Raw genomic sequence first — 20665 nt, 5'->3', positions numbered from 1 at the left:
CGCCTAGTTCCCCTCACCGATAGCGGGGTCGTCCAGATCCTGATAGAGCACTTCGGCGATATGTCGCACCTCCAGGTTTTCCCCTTTACGATGTGCTCGGCCGGCGATATTGAGCAGACAGCCCAGATCGCCTCCGGCGACAACATCTGCCCCGGTGGCGAGAATATTGTCGAGTTTGTCGTCGACCATTTTGCCGGAAATCTCGGGCATTTTCGCGCAAAATGTACCGCCAAAGCCGCAACAGACCTGGCTTTGTTGTATCTCGCGGACTTCGATGCCGCACAGTTCCTGTAGCAGTTGGCGCGGTTGGTCGTGGATGTCGAGCTCGCGCAACCCGGCGCAGCCATCGTGATAGGCGAGAGAGGAGATACTGCGGGAGGACTTGTGTTTTCGCGGCTTGATGTCGGCGATATCATTGAGGAAAACCGTTAACTCGAACGTTTTGGCCGCCAGTTCCAGGGCCCGCTCGCGCCACACACCCTCAAGTAATTTGGGATAGTGATGGCAGATCATGCCGGCGCAGGAGCCGGAGGGCACCACGACATAGTCGGCATCTTCCAGCAGGGTAATCACCTGCTGTGCCAGTGGAGCTGCCTCCTGATAACTGCCGCTGTTGTAGGCCGGCTGACCGCAGCAGGTCTGCTGCAGTGGCACGCTGACATCACAGCCTGCCTGTTCCAACAGTTTCAAGCTGGCAAAGGCGACAGAAGGTCGAAACAAATCCGCCAAGCAGGTGACAAACAGTGCAACCCGCTTTCCTCTGCGGGGGGACGAGTATTCATGATCTCGCTCATTCATGCAGGCGCTAACCTTTCCGCGTATTTTTGCGATGGAGGAGCGGTTGTCGCCGCTCCGGAGGGTGCAGTATATCCAAATGGAGGAAGCGGTGTCGCCCCACCATCTAGAAAAGGCTCTGTGCCAGGAGGAGCAGGGCCCCTGCAGCGACGGCGGCTGCAATTGAGACGCCTCCCAGCGCGAGCGGGTGACGACTTTCCAGGAGCTTTACGGCGATGGTTATGGTGTCCACTTTAATGCCGCCCATTGCCGCAGGGCTGATATGTCGCTGTAGTTGTGCTGGGGAGAACGCAGGTAGCAGCCGGCTTCCAGTGAACACCACGATATCGTCAATCGACAGGAATGGCCCGCGATAGGACAGTCGCGGGCCTCCCCCCAGGTGATACTCGCCACTGTGGTCGACCAGCAACAGCCTGTCGGGCAGCACACCAATGTGTCCAACTGGTTGCCTGCTCAGCAATAGCAGGGCAATGGCCGGCCCGCACAGTGCCAACAGCAGCGCGGCGAGTTGCCATACGCTGACGCCGAGGGCAATGGCCAGCAGCACTGCACAGAGTGCGCCAACGCCGTACAGCATGCCAGTGTGATGCAGCTGTGAGGCACGGTTCTGAATCGGCTCAATCCATTGTAGTGCATTGGCGTGGTCGTCCAGTGGCTCAGCGCCCAGTTCCCGCTGCGTCCGGTACACCAGAATACGCAGCCAGTGCAGATACCCGAGCCCGAAACACAACACCGTTGCGAGCGCACTTAGCAGCAAGCCGCCGTGCCAGGCAATTCTGGCGAGCCGGGCATCTTGTTGTTGCGTATTGATCAGGGACTGCAATTGTGTGGAAATAAAGGGCGCCTCTACTGTTCCCTGTGCGCTGAATCGTTGTATGGCGAGATTATGGGGATCGCTGACCAGCGTTTTCTCACCCCAGCGGATGAGTTGTACAGGACCCCTATCCGATACCAGTGGTACCGTGTCGAGATAGCTCCAGTCCCTGTCAAAACGGTGCAGTGCGGCGGAGCCTGACTGAGTGTCGCGCAGCAGCACCCACCAGGCATTGCCCGACCAGATGAAATCACTGACCCGCGAGGATTCCAGCGGTAATTCGGAGGGTGGAAGCAACAGTATTTCATCCAGCTGCTGTCCGAAGGCGCTGTTTTCATAGCGGTAGACACTGATCGCCGGCCCCGAGGCACTGTTCATCAACAACAGGCCGTCGTGCAGTTGGAGTACCGGATGAGGGGCGAAAGTGACGTCTGTACTGGCGACGAGCGCTCCCGCACTATCGATTTTAAGCAGCTTTTTGTGTGCGGGATCTGCCAGCAGAACACTGCCATCGAGTGCATTGATCACAAAGGTATCGATGGTATTCTGCGTCAGCTGTGCGCTGAATTGCTCACAACGTGAAAGTGCAAGGTTGCACCGCAGTGGCTCGGGGGCGATTTGTTCCTCACTTAGCTGACCCAGTGCGACGAGTGTCCCCTCGGCGGCAAATACCAACGGCGGCTCCAGCGCATCCACTCCCAACGTATTCAGCGAGACGGTAGTGCTGCTGACACCGGCGCGATCATGGAACAACAGGGAATCGCCCGCCAGTATTACCGGCTCGGAATGCGTGTTGATCGCTACTGCACTTGCACCTGTGATGATTGGACCGCCCCTGGTTTGCAGGAAACTACCGGCGACGATGAGTAGAATAGCCAGTGCTATACCACCGACGGCGCAGGCCGTTCGCATGCGCTGTCGGGCCAGTGCGCTGCGCGCCTGCACTGCTTCAGAGTTGCGAAAGGGACGGATTTTGTACAGATTGGGCGCAGCTGACTGACGCGTGCGCTGTGCGGGCTTGCCAATTTCCGGTGTTTGGCCAGTCTGTCGTAACGGGACTCCGAGGCTGGTTTTTACACGGCTTTTGCCGGGCTTGCCTGCGCGCAACGTGCCACCGCGTTGTAAGGTGTTGGCCCGTTCCCGGTCAGGCTTCGTTGAGTCGCTGCGATCGATGGCCGCAGATCCATCTGTCGCTGCGTTTTCGGTAGCGCCGAGGCGCCGCCCCTGTGATTTACGCAGCGCTTCCTGCGTCAGCCGCTGTGCTTCGGCCTTGATCTTGGCAGCCTGTACCGTCGCCCGGCGGGCTTTTTCCTCCAGCTCGGCCTGCAATGCCGCAGCTTTTTTGGCCTCTGCCGAGATTTTTCGGGCCTCTTCCTCTGCCGCCAGCCGCTTCGCCTGTTCGAGTTCGGCCAGACGCCGCGCTTCCTTTTCAGCCTCCAGGCGCTTTTTCTTTTCCACTGCAGCTTTGCGTCGGGCCTCTCTCTCGGCTACCTGTCGTTGTTTCGCTTCCAACTCTCGCTTGCGCCTGGCCTCTGCCTCCTCGGCCATGCGCTTTTTCTCTGCAATCTCTGCTTTCCGTTTGGTCTCTGCTTCCTCTGCAAGACGTTTTTGCTCTTCGAGTTCGGCCTTGCGACGCGCTTCCGCTTCCTCGGCCAGGCGTTTTTGCTCTGCGAGTTCAGTCTTGCGCCGGGCTTCCTCTTCGGCAGCGAGACGCCTTTTTTCCCTGGCCTCGGCTTTTCGCCGTTCCGCAGCTTCCGCCTTGCGCTGTGCCTTCTCCGCTTTTTCGCGGGCGCGCTCGGCTTTGCGTTGTGCGGCTTCCTCTGCGGCCTTGCGTCGGGCTTCCACTTTCAACGCTTTTTTTTGGGCGGCTTGTTCCTGCTCCAGACGTTGCAGCTCTGCTTCCTTCGCCGCCTGCTGCGCAGCCTTTTCTGCTGCGAGGCGTTGCCGGGTCTCTTTCTCGGATTTTTCCCTCGCGGCATGTTCTGCGGCAAGGCGTTGCGCTGCCAGTTTACGGGCTTTTATCTCGGCCGCAGCATCGTTGCCGTGTGATGTCCAGCTAGAATCGGGGGCAGATGCTACTGTGCCAGTAGCGGGTGCCGCTGCAGTCTGTGCGCTGCTGGCAGTGTCGTGTATGCGTTTGCCGGATTGGTTTTTTGCGGGCATTTTTGGCGCGCTTGCACTGACGATCTCATCGGCCATCTCACTAGTCGTGACTTTAACCAATGCACCCACCGCGCCCAATAGTTGGAGTTGGTGATAGAGTTCGGCAGCGTCTTTGCGCTCCAGATTACGCCGCAGAATAATGGTTTCGCCACTGAAGACACGCTCGAGTTGAGCGCGGTCGTCGATGCTAAACATGTCGGCGAATCGAAGCCTAACCTGCTCCGGATCTTCGCCGGCAAGAATTTCTCCGCTAAACGTGAGGTTAAATCTGTTCACCTCGCGCCTGTTTGCCCCTGTGTTTTTCTCGTTTATGACGGGGAATGTACGAGGTTTTCCGGTGTATTACCAGCGCCGCCAGTGTTGAATAGTTGCCTCTGCCAGGCTTGGTTACTCATATGGTCACGCTCCTGACCTTATCCGGGTTGATACTGTCAAATTTCAGACCCGCTCGGTCGACAAGGCGCTGGAGATAGCTGCCGCCCAACGCGGATGCCGGAGTCCAGAAACCTCCCTCTGTGATAGCTTCATCCTGTGCGAGGGATACCGCGGCTTCTCCTAGCATTTTGGACGTTGATCCATATCCAGGATCCATGTCGCCACTGACTTTGACCAGCGTATCCATACCGCGATCAGCAGGGTTTATCCCCAGAAAAAAGACTTCGTAATATCCGGCTTCGCGCTGTTTCTGAGAGGGGCCCTCTCCGGGCGCGGGGAGAAAGCGCTGCGCCAGTTTTCGTGTTGGCCCCACTGCCAGTGCCACCATACCAATGGCTCCCGCGACAGTGTTGCGTATTGCCTTGGCGTGTGAAGAATCCAGTGTGGCCTCGTTATAGCGGAAATTTTCGCCCCAGGGGAAATTCAGCAGCGCATTGCTCCGCCTTACCACTCGCGTATTGACCGCCGCCATGATGAAGGGCGAGGTCCATCGCCCGAAATCTTCATCGTAGATTGCACCGCGCTGGTCTGCGCCGTCCTTACCGGGTGGCATCCCGGCCGGATACAGTGAGTAGGGGTTGGCTACCTCGCGCCTGATCGAAGGGTCTCGCCCCGCTTCCTCCATCATGTTCAGGACGCTGGCTATAGTGCCACCGCTCGCCGCGCCCCGATTGCGCCCGACGCGCGCCTTGACCTGCTGTGCATAGACACCATGTCGCTCGAATATCTGTTGTTGCACAAACCAGTTGCCCATATCAAACGGCACCGAGTCAAAGCCGCAGGTATGTACAATGCGTGCACCGCTTGCTTGGGCTGCGTGCTGGTACTGTGGAATGACTCGTGCCATCCACTGTACTTCACCGGTCAGGTCGCAGTAGTCGGTGCCGGCCTCGACACAGGCCGCGACCAGTGGTGTACCGTACTTCGCGTAGGGGCCGACGGTGGTGCATACCACGCGGGTTTGACGCACCAAAGTAGCCAGACTGGCAGCGTCATCACTGTCGGCCAGCAGTATTGGCAGTTTGTCGCGCTTGGCTGCGTGCAGGCAGGTGTGTCGAACAGCTTCCAGCTTTTTACGGTTGCGCCCAGCGATGGCCCACCGTAATTCGCCGTCTAACCCATAGGTTTGTGCCAGGTACTCAACCACCAGTTGGCCAGTAAAGCCGGTGGCACCCCATACAACTACATCGAAATCGCGTTTATCCATAGCCTCGCCCTCAAGTGACATCCAGCTTCATATACTGCCTGTTTTCGTTTGCGCGGCATATCTGCGGTTTCAGCGAATACCGTGCATCATTTTTTTCAGTGCCGGCGATAACAGCAACAACACTACTGCTACGCCCAAGCCCAGATACAGCAGGCCCGTGAATAACTCAGTGTAGCTTGCCAGCGCTGCTCCGATATCGCTGACCTCGCCGTTGATAGTTTCAATTGAGGCGAGCTTTGCCAACTGTACGGCGACAAACTCAGAGTAGGCCGTTGCAAGGAACCAGGAACCCATCATGACGCCGACCACACTCGGCACCGCCAGCTTGGTTACGGCGGACAACCCGACGGGGGACAGGCAGAGCTCGCCCGTGGTGTGCAGGAGGTATGCCAGTACCATCCAGTAGCCGGCCACCAGACCGGCTTCATCGGGCGTCGCCGCACCGATTACGAGCGCGCCGAATCCCAGCCCGGCTTGCGCTATGCCTAACGCAAATTTGACCGGTGTACCGGGTTCCAGACCGCGGCGGCCGAGAAACATCCACAGCCAGGCGAACAGCGGAGCGAACAAAAAGATGAAAAATGCGTTCATCGAGCCGAACTGGGAGGCGGTCAGTTCCCAGCCGAGAATATTGCGATCGAGCACCCGGTCCGCATACAGGGTCATCGATGCCGCCGCCTGCTCAAACAGCGCCCAGAATACCACGCTCGACATCGTCAGTATGACGAGCACCAGCATACGGCCGCGCTCTACTCGCGAACACCGCACCGTGATAAACCAGGTGAGACCGATCAGCACAGCCACTGACAACACATTCAGTGTGAGGCCAACCGCACCATGAAACTGCAGCATTTGCCAGGCAGCGACAACGGCGAGTAGTCCGCACAGGTAAATTGTGTATTCCACGTTCAGCCCCAGTGGTGATTTTTGTTGCAACAGCGCAGCGTCGTGGGGTTCGGCCAGGCCGTGCAGGTGCTTTTGTCCACGCAGAAACGTGATCAATCCGATTACCATGCCGATTCCCGCTACGCCAAAGCCATAGTGCCAGCCGAAAGTCTCGCCCAAATAGCCGCACAGCAGGGTGGCGACAAAGGCGCCGATGTTGATTCCCATGTAGAAAATGGTGAAGCCCGCATCGCGGCGGGTATCATCCACGGCGTAGAGGCGGCCGACGATGGTGGAAATATTTGGTTTCAGAAATCCAACCCCGATCACGATCAGCGCCAGCGAGAAGTAGAACACCTGCAATGCGGATTCATCGCGCTCGACCTGACCGCCGACCATGCGCGCCTGCTCGCCTTCAAACGCCATACCAAGATGGCCCAATGCCAGCAACACACCGCCGAAAACAACGGCTTTGCGCATTCCGAGATAGCGGTCGGCCAGCAGACCGCCCAGTACCGGCATGGCGTAAACCAACGCGGCGTAACCGCCCAGTACTTCCAGCCCGTTGCTGTCGCTGAACAGGTGATACTTTGTCAGGTAGAGCAACAGCAGGAATTTCATGCCGTAGAAGGAGAACCTCTCCCACAACTCAGTGGCGAAGCAGACAAATAGCCCACGCGGATGACCGAGAAAACGGGTATCAATCGGCGGCGAAGCAGCGACGTCGGCGTCGGGCATTGCTGCAGTATGCTCCTCTGATCGGGTGGTGGTGTTAGTAGCAATGCATTATAGGGGTTAAGGCGCGGGTGTCGCGCCCTTTTTCGGGGTGCGCGCGGCGCGTCAACAGGTTATGCTTGCGCGCTTGCGTTAATGTTAGCTACCGCACGACCAATGACAGCCGAAAAGATTATCGATAACAGGACTGCCACCTACCGATGCATGCGCGTGCTGTTGCTTCTGGTGCTTGGTGGATTGGCCGCCTGCGGCGAGCCGCCATGGAATAATCCCAACCCGCCGTTGTCCGACGGCAAACTGACATATCAGTCGATGATGTCGCCCTCACCACCCAAGCACCTGGATCCGGCGCTGTCTTATGCCACTGATGAATCACTGTTCATCATGCAGATTTATGAGCCGCCGATGGCTTATCACTTCCTCAAACGGCCGTACGAACTGATACCGGGTGCACTTGCGTCTGGACCGGAGGTCACCTACCTCAACAGCGAAGGGCAGCCGGTAGAGGAGAGCGACGACGCGGTGGCGTTCACGCGCTATACGCTGACATTGCGCGATGATCTGCGCTATCAGCCGCACCCCGCTTTCGCGCTCGATGAAAAGGGTGAGCCGCTGTACCTGTTTGAGACTGCAGCAGACGGCGCGCAGTACAAGCAGGTCCCGGATTTCCCCGTGACCGGAGATCGGCCTGTCAACGCCAACGATTACGCCTACGCGATCAAACGCCTCGCTGATCCACTCAATGCCTCCCCGATGCTGGGGTTTATGTCCCAGTACATCGTGGGCATGAAGGCGTTTTCAGAGCGTGTCGCCGAGCTTCCGAGAGATACCTGGCTGAATCTCGATGAGTACCCGCTAGAAGGCTTGGATGTCGTGGATGATCTCACGCTCACCATTACGATAAAGGGTCGCTATCCGCAGTTTGTCTACTGGCTGGCCATGCCGTTTTTCTCGCCGGTGGCACCGGAAGTGGATCGCTTCTATCACAATCCGGGTTTTGCTGATCGCAACCTGACACTGGATTGGTGGCCGGTGGGCTCCGGTCCCTTCATGATGGTAAAAAATGATCCCAATAGCGAAATTGTGCTGGAGAGAAACCCCAACTATCACCCGGATTTTTTTCCCACCGAGGGCGCGCCGGGTGATTTTGAGGCCGGCAATCTGGTCGATGCCGGAAAGCCCATCCCGTTTATCGATCGCGCAGTTTTCCGTCTGGAAAAATCGGGTCTGTCGCTGTGGACCAAGTTTATGCAGGGCTACTATGACCGCTCCGGTGAAGTGCACTCGCATACGACGGGCGTGTTCGACCAGGCATTCGTGGTGCGCCCTGAAGGCGTGGAAATGGCGCCGGAGCTGAGTGCTCATGACATCACTATGTCGCCAGATGTGAAACCGGGTCTGTACTATTACGGCTTCAATATGCGTGACCCTGTGGTGGGCGGTTATACCGAGGACAAGCGCAAATTGCGTCAGGCGCTGCAGATTGCGTTTCTGACAGAGGAATACCTCAACGTCTTTTACAAAGGCAATGGCATCGCTGCGCAAACCCTGATTCCACCGGGAATACCCGGACACCTCGAGGGGGAGGCCGGTATCAACCCCTATGTGTATGACTGGGTGGACGGGGAGCCGCGGCGCAAGTCCATTGAATACGCCCGACAGCTTTTAGCCGAAGCCGGATATCCCAATGGACGCGATGCGCGTACCGGGGAGCCGCTGAAGATTTTCATCGATGTGCAGTCGCAGGCGATTGGCAATACCTCGATGAACTGGATCGACCGCGTGTTCTCCGATATCGGTGTGCAGGTGGAGTTCCGTCCGGCAGATTTCAATCGCACGCGGGAAAAGCTGCTGACAGGAAACACGCAGATTTACTCGCACGGCTGGCTGGCTGACTACCCGGACCCGGAAAACTTCCTATTCCTGCTGTATGGTCCTGAGAGTCCGCTGGAATGTGCCTGCGACGGCGCCAACAACTCCAACTACGCTAGTGAAGAATACGATGAACTGTTCCGTAAAATGCGCGTGTTGCCGCCCGGACCCGAGCGCGACGAACTGGTGGCGCGTATGGTGGAGCTGTACCGGCGCGACGCGGTGTGGCTCTATGCCTTCTTCCCCAAGGAGATTTACCTGAATAACAGTTGGGTACACAACAACAAGCGGCACGGTATTTCCAAGTCTACCCTCAAGTACACGCGCGTGGATGACGCCAAACGCGAGGAAATGCAATTGAAGTGGAATCAGCCGGTGACCTGGCCGCTCTACGCGGCTGTGTTGTTGCTGGCCAGTCTGTTACTGCCGGGTATTGTCGCTTATCGTCGCCGCCAGAATGCCACGGCCAGGCACAACGGGAGATAGCTGTGTTTGCATATATCATCAGGCGATTGGTTTACGCGATTCCCATCCTGATCGGTGTCAACCTGCTGACGTTCATGCTGTTCTTTGTGGTGAATTCACCGGACGATATGGCGGTTTCACAACTCGGGCAAAAATATGTGACGCCGGATGCTATCGAGGCATGGAAACGTAAGAATGGCTACGATCTGCCGCTGTTTTACAATCCGCAGGGGCAGGGCAGTGACGCCGTAACGGAGACAATCTTCTTTACCAAGTCGGTGAAATTGTTTGCGTTTGATTTCGGCCGCTCCGAGAGCGGCCGCGATATCACTACCGACGTGTCGACGCGCATGTGGCCCAGTCTCGCTGTAGCGCTGCCCACCTTTGTGATCGGTATCTGGGTGAATATCTGTGTGGCGCTGATGGTCGTAATGTTTCACGCCACGCGACTGGATCGCTGGGCAGTATTTGTGTTTGTCGCGCTGATGTCGATTTCCTATCTGTTCTATATCATCGGTGGCCAGTATCTGGTCGCCAAAACCTGGAAGCTGGTGCCCATATCGGGATTCAATGGCGATATCCAGCCTTGGAAGTTCCTGCTACTGCCGGTGCTGGTCGGCGTGATAGCCGGCATCGGTGCCGGTGCCCGCTGGTACCGCACGTTGTTTCTGGAGGAGTCCAGTCAGGACTATGTGCGCACCGCCCGGGCCAAGGGCGCCAGCGAAATCCGCATTCTGTTTCGGCACATTTTGCCCAATGCGCTGATACCGATTTTGACCGGTGTAGTGGTGGTGATTCCGACCCTGTTTATGGGCGGATTGCTGATTGAATCGTTTTTCGGCATACCCGGGCTTGGCAGCTATATGCTGGATGCGATCAATTCGCAGGATTTTGCGATAGTGCGCGCGATGGTGTTTATTGGCTCCATCCTCTACATCGTCGGCCTGATACTGACTGATATCTCCTACACCTGGGCCGATCCTCGGCTGCGGCTGGATTAGCTCATGAAGCCGTTGATACTGTGGTCAGATCTGCTGATTTACCTTCTGGTCTTTGTGCTGTGCCTATTCTTCCTTCGCCTGCGGCGCGATCCGCAGACGCGGGAGCATTGGCGGCAGGTATTTAGTACACGTCTGGGTATGGTCAGCGTGACCATTATTCTGGTTTACGTGGGTGTCGCATTGCTGGATTCAATGCACTTCCGCCGCGCACTTGAGCCAGTGGCCGGCTCGCCCGATGGCGAGGTTTTTTACAATAACAAAGTCACCAGCGTACTGGATGTGATGTTGGGAGGCATGGGGGATCGATACGAGCGGACGTACTCCGCACCCTTTGCGCTGGACTCCTTCGAGAAGCAGGATATGAAGGATGACGCCGGCCATACCTATCGCGATTTTCCGCCGCTGGAACACGCCGGAGTGCACCTGTCACATCCGGATGATCGCTGGGACGATGTGTTAGCGCGTTCGGTGACGGCGCTGCTTTGGGGTGTGCTGTTTTCCGTACTGCTGATAGCGCCGCAGTGGCTGCTGCTGCGCCGCAGCCCCTTCCCCTGGCACACGTCCTGGATAACGCAGGCGGTGGTGATCTGCCTGTCGGTGTGGCTGGTACATATCAGCCGCTACTATCATGTGCTGGGCACTGACCTGGGCGGTGCCGATGTGGCGTACCAGAGTATCAAGGGCATACGCACCGGTGTATTACTGGGTACGCTTGCCACGCTGATTATGCTGCCCATCGCGGTGTCGCTGGGCGTGATGGCGGGTTATTTCAAGGGCTGGGTGGACGATGTGGTGCAATACCTGTACACCACCTTGAGTTCCATTCCCGGCATTCTGTTGATAGCCGCTTCGGTGCTGTTATTCCAGGTGTATATCGACCTCAACCCGGATTTCTTCACGGTCGGACTGGAGAAAGCCGACGCGCGTTTTCTCGCACTGTGCTTTATTCTCGGCGTGACCAGTTGGTCTAGCCTGTGCCGACTGATACGCGCCGAGACGCTCAAAATCAGCCAGTTGGGCTATGTACAGGCGGCGCATGCATTTGGCGTCAGTCACCAGCGCATACTGGTGCGCCATATCCTGCCCAATGTCACGCATATTATCCTGATTACCTTCGTGCTGGATTTCAGCGCGCTGGTGCTGGCCGAGGCGGTGTTGTCGTATATCGGCGTCGGCATCGACCCGAGCATGGCCAGCTGGGGCAATATGATCAACGGCGCACGGTCGGAATTGTCGCGTGAGCCGGTTGTCTGGTGGACACTGAGCGGCGCCTTCTTCTTCATGTTTGTGCTGGTGCTGGCGGCCAACCTGTTTTCAGACCTGGTGCGCGATGCCTTCGACCCCCGTTCCGCTACCGGGAGGTCTGCCACATGACAACACCCACTCCCGCCGTGATGCAGGTGAACGATCTCAAGGTTGAAGTGGCTGAGACCGCTGAGGTGATCCTCAAGGGTGTCAGTCTGGAGCTGCATGCCGGCGAGATATTTGCACTGGTGGGTGAGTCCGGCAGCGGTAAGTCGGTGACATCACTGGCGGCTATGCGCCTGCTGCCCGGCGCCCTGCGTATCACCGGCGGCGAAGTGCGGGTGGGCGATGAAGATCTGTTCGATCTGTCCGAGGCGAGCATGCAGACGGTGCGCGGCGAGCGCGTGGCGATGATTTTCCAGAATGCGATGAGTGCGCTGAACCCGGTGCAAACGGTCGGTGAGCAGGTGGCGGAGACGCTGCGACTGCATACCCGTCTGGCCGGTGATACCTTGCGACAGCGTGTGGTGCAACTCTTTGCAGAAGTGGGTATCCCCGAGGCAGACGCGCGCTACAGTTTTTACCCGCACCAGCTGTCGGGCGGGCAGCAACAGCGTGTGATGATCGCGATGGCGCTAGCCTGTGAGCCCGATATCCTGATTGCCGATGAACCCACTACTGCACTGGATGTAACCATACAGGCGCAGGTGCTCAACCTGATCCGCGGTCTCACTCGTTCTCGCCAACTGGCGGTACTGCTGATTACGCACGACATGGGTGTGGTCAAGCATATCGCCGATGAGGTGGCGGTGATGTACCGCGGTGAAATCATCGAGCGCGCCCCGGTAGCAGAATTTTTCCGCAACCCGCGTGAAGCGTACAGCCGCCGTCTGATCGATGCGCTGCCAGATCTAGCGCACTTCCACGAAAGTGCGGTGGATGAAGCCCTGTTGCAACTCGAGGATGTCAAAGTACACTTCCCCATCCGCAAGGGCGTGTTGCAACGTGTGGTGGATTACACGCGCGCAGTAGACGGTGTGTCACTGCAGATCGGCCGCGGCGAGACCTATGCGCTGGTGGGCGAGTCGGGGAGTGGCAAATCCACGCTGGGGCGCGCGATTTTGAACCTCGAGCCCGTCGCGGAGGGAACCATTACCTTTCTCGGGCAGCCCATTCAAACGCTGGGCCGGCGCGCAATGTTGCCCTATCGTAAAAAAATCCAGGTGGTTTTCCAGAACCCGTACTCGTCGATGAACCCACGCCTCACTGTGGCACAGATTATCAGTGAGGGGATGGACAGCCTCGGCATGGGCCTGACCACCACGCAGCGCGATGAACGTGTCGCGGCATTGCTGAAGCGCGTTCAGCTGGACGCGGCTTACAGTCATCGCCATCCGCATGAATTGTCCGGCGGCCAGTTACAACGTATTGCCATCGCCAGGGCGCTGGCCGTGGAACCGGAACTGATCATCTGCGACGAACCGACCAGCGCCCTGGATGTCTCTATCCGCGCCGAGGTACTGGAGTTGTTGCAGGAACTGCAACGCGAGTTTGGGGTGTCCTATCTGTTCATTACGCACGATCTGTCCATTGTCCCCAGCCTCGCCCACCGCGTAGGAGTGATGCAGGCCGGGAAACTGGTGGAACAGGGCAGCGCCGAGCAAATACTGACCCGGCCGCAGCACCCCTACACGCAGGCGCTACTGGCCTCGGTTCCGCGGGTGGATTCCGCGTAGCAGGCCGGGGCTGCATCATCTAGACTATGGGGATGGCTGGTAGGCCGACACCGCAAGGAGCCGAACAGATGGTATCCGAACCCGCCCCGGAACTGCTTCAACAGCTGCGCGAACTGCTGGGAGAAACCGGTTTGCGTATCCAGTCTGACGATGTACTGCCCGATGTTATATTGCGGCCGCAGACCACCGAGCAGGTGTCCGGCATTCTCCGCCTGTGTTCCGCAGCCGATCAGTCCGTGGTCCCGATCGGGGGTAAAACGGGGCTGGCCAATGGGCATATCAAGACCGGCGGTGAGTTTGGCCTTTCGCTGGAGCGAATGAACGCAGTTGAGGAGATTGACGCCAGCAATCGCACGATGACCGTCCAGGCCGGTTGTATCCTGCAGGTGGCGGTCGAGGCTGCCGCGGAACAGGATTTGTTGCTGCCGCTGGATTTCGGCGCCCGTGGCTCCGCGACGCTCGGCGGTATTGCAGCAACCAATGCCGGCGGCAACAGGGTGATCCGCTACGGTATGGCGCGTGAACTGATCCTCGGGATGGAAGTGGTCCTGGCGGATGGCACCGTGATCACCAGTTTGAACAAAATGCTCAAAAACAATACCGGCTATGACATCAAGCAGTGGTTTATCGGCGCTGAAGGTACGCTGGGGGTGATCACTCGTCTCGTGTTTCGCCTGCGCCCCAACCCGATAAGCGAGAATACCGCGCTTCTGGCGGTTGACAGCTTCGAGGCACTGACCGGCTTGTTGCGCTGGTTGGACGCGCGCACGGCAGGGCTGCTATCAGGCTTTGAAGTGATGTGGCCTGAATTTTACCAGTACATCACACGCGAGGGCAGCCTGCACACACCGCCACTGCCGCACGGCAGTGCCTACTACGTGCTGGTCGAGACGCTGGGGTCAGCGCCTGAAAGTGATGCGGAACAGTTTGAAGCCGTGCTGGGGAAGGCCATGGAGGAAGGCCTGATCGCTGATGCCGTGCTGGCGCGTTCGCAAGCGGAGCGCAATTCGCTGTGGGAAATCCGTGATGATGTGCTGGAACTCTTCAAGTTAGGGCCCATTATCCCCTTCGATGTCAGTGTTACGCTGGACAGGATGGAGGGCTTTATCGATGACATTCGCAGCGGTATGAATACATTGCAGGACCCTGTCTGTATAGTGTTCGGCCATCTCGGCGACAGTAACCTGCACCTGATCCTCGGCTCGAAAGATCCCGCGGAGTTCGATCATCAGGCACTGAGTGACTTGCTGTACGAAACGGTGCAGCACCATCGGGGCTCCGTTTCGGCGGAACACGGCATAGGTATCAGCAAACGCGAACAGTTGTATCGCAGTCGCAGTGCGCAGGAGTTACAGCTGATGATGGCTATGAAAAAGATGCTGGACCCGAAAAACATCCTTAACCCGAACAAGATTTTTACCGCTGAAGCACTGGCAGCCAGCTGAAAAATCGTCCCACCATTTTGTGGAGTAACGCATGAACGGCGCAGAGAGTTTACTGACTACCCTGATCAATAATGGTGTCGAGGTATGTTTCACCAACCCCGGCACCTCTGAGATGCATTTCGTCGCGGCACTGGATGAGGTGGAGGGCATGCGCTGTGTCCTGTGTCTGTTCGAAGGTGTCCTTAGCGGCGCCGCCGATGGCTATGCGCGTATGGCACGTAAGCCCGCGTCGACACTGTTGCACCTCGGCCCCGGACTGGGAAATGCACTGGCCAATACCCACAATGCAAAGAAAGGGCATGTCCCGATCGTAAATATCGTCGGTGATCACGCCACCTACCACCTGCAGTACGACGCGCCGCTGACAGCCGACATAGAGGGCATCGCCGGCCCGGTTTCGCACTGGGTACATACCGCCAAATCTGCTGATGATATCGCGCGCGATGGGGCAGAAGCAGTACGTCAGGCGGGCACCGGCAAGGTTGCAACGCTGATGCTGCCCGCCGATGTCTCCTGGGGCGACAACCCCAATGGCGCAGAGGGCGCTATCGAGATTGCCGTGCCAACACCGGTGCCGAACAGCCGCATCGATGAGGCCGTGGCGAAACTTACCTCCGGAAAAAACTGCATGCTGATGATTGGCGGGCGCGAGGTGGATCTGCTGCGCGGTTTGCTGTTGAGCCGTATCGGTAAAGCCTGCGGTGCGCGCATCAGTACCGATACCTTCCCGACACGGCAGGCGCGCGGCGCAGGCACAGGTGTGCTGGAGCGGTTGCCCTACCTGGCCGAACTGGCCATCGACCATATCAAGGACCTCGACCACCTGATCCTGATCGGTGCCGCAGCGCCGGTCTCGTTCTTCGCCTACCCCGGCGTACCCAGCTGCATGGCACCTGCACAGTGCGATGAGTTCAGGCTCGCCAGTCCCGACGACGATATCGACCAGTGCCTGCAGGCACTGCTGGATCGCCTCGACGCCGATGCTGTGGAACCGGATGTGCATCCGCTTGCGCTGCCGGATCTGCCCAGTGGAAACCTGGATGTAAATGCCGCCGCGCAGACAATTGCCCACTACCTGCCCGAGCAGGCCGTGGTAGTGGACGAGGCGAATACCAGCGGCCTCGCGCTGGCACCGGTCACCGCCACAGCGCGACCGCACGACTGGCTGAGTCTCACCGGCGGCAGCATCGGCTGGGGCCTCCCGGCAGCAGTCGGTGCCGCAATAGCCTGCCCCGACCGCAAAGTCGTGAACCTCGAAGGGGATGGCAGCGCGATGTACACCATCCAGGCGCTGTGGACGATGGCCCGGGAAGACCTCGATGTCACTGTGGTCATATTCAATAACCGCAAGTACAGCATCCTAGAACTGGAATTCGGCCGCACCGGCGCTCGCGGCGGCAAGCCCGGCCCAAAGGCGGCCAGTATGCTGCGCATCGACGGCCCCGACCTCGACTTTGTTTCACTGGCACGCGGCATGGGTGTACAGGCGGAGCGCGCCACCTCCGCAGAAGAGTTCAATGAGTTGTTCGCCGAAGCTATGAACTCACGCGGCCCCAGGCTGATTGACGCGATGGTACCCACGCTGTTTTGAGGATATTCATCCTCAATTGCTTTGCAGTGGAAACCCTGCGGGTGGGCGAGCCTGCTCTTAAAGAGGGGTGGGCTCTCCATCTGCAGGCTCGGGGCGACGTGCCCATAAAGCGGGGCAGCCCCTCCTGTCGCCGCACGCCCCCGACCGCGCGGAAATAGATCAGTCTCTTCGTCTACGTAGCTGAATCGTGCAGATGCGAATCATTATGGTCTGGACCAAATCGGTGAAACTTTTAGGCATCTAAAGTAGAATGGCCGCCTTTTTGCAGTCGGGGCCGCCTGTCCTCGGCACAACCTTGAACTGAATCCAGAGAACTACAGTATGAAAAACTACAAGATCGCCCTGCTGGCCGGAGACGGTATCGGCCCCGAAATCATGGCCGAGGCAGTAAAGGTCTTCCGCCTCGTGGAAGAGCGCAACGATGTGACTTTCGAGTTGATAGAAGCGGATTTTGGCGCCTCAGCCTACTTCAAATGTGGCCACCCGTTCCCCGAAGAGACCGTAGCGATCTGTGATGCAGCCGACGCGATTATCAAAGGGCCTATCGGCCTGAACCACGAAGATTCCAAGAAAATCCCCGACGACATGCGCCCGGAGCGCGGTGCACTGCTGCCAATGCGGCGGCGCTACAACACCTTCGCTAACTTTCGCCCCGTATTCCTGCCCAAATCCCTGGGGCATTTCTCGCCTCTGAAAGCCGAGGTTATCGGTGAGGGCATCGATCTCGTGATGGTTCGAGAGCTGGTGGGCGGCCTGTATTTTGGCGACAAGGAAGAGGGCGTCAACGCGCAGGGGCTGCGCTATGTGCGCGAGACACTGGAGTACGACGAGGAGCAGATTCGCCGCATCATGCACGAGGCGCTGCAACTGGCCATGCGCCGCAAAAAAGTGCTGCACAATATTCACAAGAGCAACGTGCTGAAATCCAGCGTGCTGTGGAATGAGGTACTCGGTGAAGTCGCCGTTGAGTACCCCGAAGTCGAGATCAAGCATATACTCGTCGATGCAGCGGCTACCATGCTCTGCCTCAATCCCGGGCAGTTCGATGTGATGGTGATGGAGAATATGTTTGGCGATATCCTGAGCGATCAGGGCGGCGGTATTCTCGGCTCTCTCGGCCTGATGCCCTCCGAGTGCAAGGGACCGGAGAAGAGCTACTACGAACCTTCACACGGCTCGGCGCCGGATATCGCCGGCCAGAACATTGCCAACCCGTACTCCATGATTGGCTCCGTTGCGATGATGCTGGAGAGCAGCTTCGGTATGTTGCAGGAATCCAAAAATGTGTGGAGCGCGATGCAGAGTGTCTTTGCCGATGGCTATTCCACCGCGGACCTGTCCAAACCGGGCAGCGATGTGAAAATGATCAGCACGGCAGAGTTTGGCGACAGGGTGGTTACGGCGCTCCGGGCGATGCCGAAAGTCGGCTAGCGCTTCCCTGTGTCGTCGCGGCCAAGCCACTGCGTCAACTGTTCCCGCACACGCACATCGTGCAGCATTGCCAGGTGACCGATGTTGTACAGTATTCTGGTATGACCTTCCTCAAACGCCAGATTCAGGGATGGATTGCGGTGTCGACCAGTGGCACTGGAAGGGTGTACCAGGCCATCGCCGAGCAACTTCCCTGACAGAGCGCCCGAGCGTTTGGATACCGTGGCCGCTATCGCATAGTGTGTGATGCCGTCTGCCAGCGGCGTGGGCTGGCGCCGGTCAGTGTGATCATCGTGCTCATCGTGGTGCTGCCAGTCTTCGTCTCGCACATTGCCGTGGCGCAGGTCAGTAATACCGGCACTTCGAATACGACCCAGCGCTGCTAGAGGTGCCGTATAGGGGCTGTAAGTCAGGCTTTTCTGCAGCCAGTAACCGCCCCGTTCCATCACCGCACCGTGATGTGGCGTCCCGATGTAAACCGCCTTGTCGACTTTGTCGAGCCAGTCGTGCTGTTCTTGCGCTGCGTGGTGCAGGGCGCTGCGTGCGAGCAGGCCGCCCATGCTGAAACCGATCATTGTCACGGACTCAATGGGCACCGGCCATGCATCAAACAGGTCTGTCAGTTGCCGGCACAGTTCACGTCCATTGGTTGAGACATTCAGACCCGAGTTGTACAGCGCGTAAATGGCTGTATAGCCACTGTGCTGGGCCAGTGCTTCGCCGTGATTGTGCTGGTGCGAGGTCCATTCGCGGTCACTCATACTCAGGCCGTGTATCAGTACCAGCGGGCGGCTGCCCGGCACAAAGTCTTTCTCGCCCAGCGCGATCGGGTATGGCGAGATCTGGACGGGGCGTTTGTGTATCTCGAACAGCTTGGCTAACGGCGGTGGCTTTGTCGATGACATTCCTGGCGATGTGGCGTCGGGAAGCAGCACACGCAGTTGCATCGGAATGGCCAGTGAATTGCCGCTGCGTGCCAGGTGATCGCCGCAGATGCCGTTCAAGGCCGCGATCGCGGCTTCGCGGTGAGGGCCGGGCGTGAGCCTGCGGTCGAGTTCGGGAATAAGCCGGGACAGTACCAGATTGGCAGCGCCGCGCGTCACCCCGTTGATCTTTCTCACCGAGTCCAGAACCAGTCCGGCGATACCGGGTGCACTGCCCTGGGGGGCATCACCCAGCGGGAGGGGGGTGGAGGCTATATTGCGGTACATGCCTTCGACAATGTGTGTGATGCCATCTGCCGCGTCAAATACCAGATTCGCACTCCCGTGCAGAGTTGATCCCGTTTTCATGCCGTGCCTCCAGAAAGTTCTGTAGAGAGTGTGTTGCCCGACACGCCCAGAAGCGTCGTTGGGCATCGCCTCGCCGGCTGCAGCGATTAGCGTACCTCCGCAGTATAATAAATGTAATACAAACGTCAACAAATGTAATACATTATCTTTTCTATAGGTCGCAGGCTGTTTAGCGCCGGCCCGCGTCGTACCTGTGCTCAGTCCCGCACACAGTTGGTGTATATCTCCTATACTGCAGAGGCGGTAACGCGGGCGCACTTTCATATCGTTAGCCAGGTAGTGCCTGTTAGCGCGCCTGTTGTTGAGCGCTACCGCATTTTGTTGTGAGATGGGATAACCCGCTCAGCGTTCGCCGGCAACAGACATAATAAGAAAGGAGAAACAGACGTTTTGAACAACCGATATCGATGTGTATGGGGCGTGCTGGTGATCACTCTTGTCAGTGTTGCTGCACAGGCAGAAGATAAGGCCGTGATTTTCTATGAGCCAAAGGAGTACGGTTCCGAGGCACTGTTCAACCCGCTAAGTTCCTTCTCTTCCTACACATTGGATTCCCTACAGGTAAAGCGCAGTTTTACCACCGACAACTATGCCGACAAATTGCGTATGGTCCGTGACAACCTGCGCAGCCCGGGTAATCGTATTGATGAAGAGGGTGGTACACGGCGGTTTATCAACACTGAAATATTCCCGGTGGACCCGGACAATATCAGTGACAGCGGCGCCATGTTGCCCAACTATGGCCTGCACCTGTTCGGGGGCGGCATGATTTACCGCAAGAATGCCGAATGGTTTCAGGAGCACGGTGTGCCCTGGCCGTATGTCACCTCTGGCGTGTTGTCCATGGTGACCGAGTTCCTGGCCGAGGGTTTTGAAAAACCGGCCACAGACAGCACCGATGAAATTGCCGATTTCTACCTGTTCCGTCCGCTGGGTATCTGGCTTTACAGTTCGGACAAACGCGCGCGCTGGATAAAGGATAACCTCGACCCGGTTGAGTGGCCGCATATGACGATGTACGACGTCGAAGAGAACGAGGCGCTGAACGTCGGCATGAGCTATGTAGTGCGCCCGCGCTGGTTTGCGACAGACGACACGCGTATGTTTGTCTATATGGGGATCACCAATCTCTTGGGTTTGTCACACGCGATGGACACTGGCGATGACTTTTCCTGGGGCCTGGGCGCCTCGACGGAGTCCATCAATCCCGACAAGTTCCGCGCCAGCGCCGGCGTTTTCTACGACAGGAACAACAGCCTACTGGCATCATTGATTGTCAGGGGCACCGAAGGTCTGGCCGTGCGCGCTAATATCTATCCCGGGGCACTGTTTGAAGAAGCCGGCAAACTGCCTTTTCCGCTGGGACTGTTTGTTGGTGTCACCGACGACGGAGACCCTGCGTTGGGCTTACAGTTCGGCCTCCCCATCGGACTCGGTGCGACCTTCTAGCGCGTTGCTCTGTCGGCGCTGATATCCAGCTTATACTGAATAAACAGAGTGTCGAAATTGGGTTTCGGGTTCCCCCATCGTGATAGTGGCAAAACGATTGTGGT

Annotated in this window: 13 protein-coding genes; 8 read left to right on the top strand and 5 right to left on the bottom strand. The window is 58.0% G+C overall.

The window, feature by feature from the left end; genetic code table 11:
- Positions 1-3: 3 nt before the first annotated feature.
- From AC0L6S_RS08515 to AC0L6S_RS08500, 4 genes are all read right to left on the bottom strand, one after another.
- Positions 4-798 carry a (Fe-S)-binding protein gene (locus AC0L6S_RS08515; RefSeq protein WP_473427994.1) on the bottom strand — a complete coding sequence of 265 codons (795 nt, stop codon included), beginning with the start codon at positions 796-798 and terminating at the stop codon, positions 4-6.
- A gap of 103 nt (positions 799-901) precedes the next feature.
- Positions 902-4048 (bottom strand): hypothetical protein, encoded by a 3147-nt coding sequence (locus AC0L6S_RS08510; RefSeq protein WP_473427993.1) that lies wholly within the window; start codon positions 4046-4048, stop codon positions 902-904.
- Between the two features lie 115 nt (positions 4049-4163).
- A complete protein-coding gene (locus AC0L6S_RS08505) occupies positions 4164-5414 on the bottom strand; it encodes a saccharopine dehydrogenase family protein (protein ID WP_473427992.1) in 1251 nt (416 codons plus the stop codon).
- A 69-nt stretch (positions 5415-5483) separates the two neighbouring features.
- Positions 5484-7037, bottom strand: coding sequence for a peptide MFS transporter (locus tag AC0L6S_RS08500; protein WP_473427991.1), 1554 nt, complete (start codon positions 7035-7037; stop codon positions 5484-5486).
- 153 nt (positions 7038-7190) lie between these two features.
- On the opposite strand from AC0L6S_RS08500, the gene AC0L6S_RS08495 reads away from it, so the two are divergent.
- The 7 genes from AC0L6S_RS08495 (at position 7191) to leuB (ending at position 17820) form a co-directional block, all read left to right on the top strand.
- Positions 7191-9392 (top strand): ABC transporter substrate-binding protein, encoded by a 2202-nt coding sequence (locus AC0L6S_RS08495; RefSeq protein ID WP_473427990.1) that lies wholly within the window; start codon positions 7191-7193, stop codon positions 9390-9392.
- A 2-nt stretch (positions 9393-9394) separates the two neighbouring features.
- A complete protein-coding gene (locus tag AC0L6S_RS08490) occupies positions 9395-10372 on the top strand; it encodes an ABC transporter permease (RefSeq protein WP_473427989.1) in 978 nt (325 codons plus the stop codon).
- Between the two features lie 3 nt (positions 10373-10375).
- On the top strand, positions 10376-11746 hold the full coding sequence (locus AC0L6S_RS08485; protein ID WP_473427988.1) for an ABC transporter permease: 1371 nt from the start codon (positions 10376-10378) through the stop codon (positions 11744-11746).
- Positions 11743-13353, top strand: coding sequence for an ABC transporter ATP-binding protein (locus AC0L6S_RS08480; RefSeq protein ID WP_473427987.1), 1611 nt, complete (start codon positions 11743-11745; stop codon positions 13351-13353). The genes AC0L6S_RS08485 and AC0L6S_RS08480 overlap by 4 nt, the downstream gene beginning before the upstream one ends.
- 68 nt (positions 13354-13421) lie before the next feature.
- Positions 13422-14798, top strand: coding sequence for an FAD-binding oxidoreductase (locus AC0L6S_RS08475; RefSeq protein ID WP_473427986.1), 1377 nt, complete (start codon positions 13422-13424; stop codon positions 14796-14798).
- A gap of 31 nt (positions 14799-14829) precedes the next feature.
- Positions 14830-16389, top strand: coding sequence for an acetolactate synthase large subunit (locus AC0L6S_RS08470; protein ID WP_473427985.1), 1560 nt, complete (start codon positions 14830-14832; stop codon positions 16387-16389).
- A gap of 321 nt (positions 16390-16710) precedes the next feature.
- Complete coding sequence (gene leuB / locus AC0L6S_RS08465) at positions 16711-17820, top strand: 3-isopropylmalate dehydrogenase (protein ID WP_473427984.1); 1110 nt, start codon at positions 16711-16713, stop codon at positions 17818-17820.
- Here leuB and AC0L6S_RS08460 read toward each other — a convergent pair.
- On the bottom strand, positions 17817-19112 hold the full coding sequence (locus AC0L6S_RS08460) for an esterase/lipase family protein (protein WP_473427983.1): 1296 nt from the start codon (positions 19110-19112) through the stop codon (positions 17817-17819). The two genes, leuB and AC0L6S_RS08460, sit on opposite strands and share 4 nt — an antisense overlap.
- A 390-nt stretch (positions 19113-19502) precedes the next feature.
- Between AC0L6S_RS08460 and AC0L6S_RS08455 the strand changes: the two genes are divergently transcribed.
- Positions 19503-20561 (top strand): hypothetical protein, encoded by a 1059-nt coding sequence (locus tag AC0L6S_RS08455; RefSeq protein WP_473427982.1) that lies wholly within the window; start codon positions 19503-19505, stop codon positions 20559-20561.
- Positions 20562-20665: the final 104 nt, after the last annotated feature.

Source organism: Halioglobus sp. D3-4 (assembly GCF_055809315.1).
Note: the sequence above shows the minus strand (reverse complement) of the source record. Positions and strands in the feature narration are given on the sequence as shown.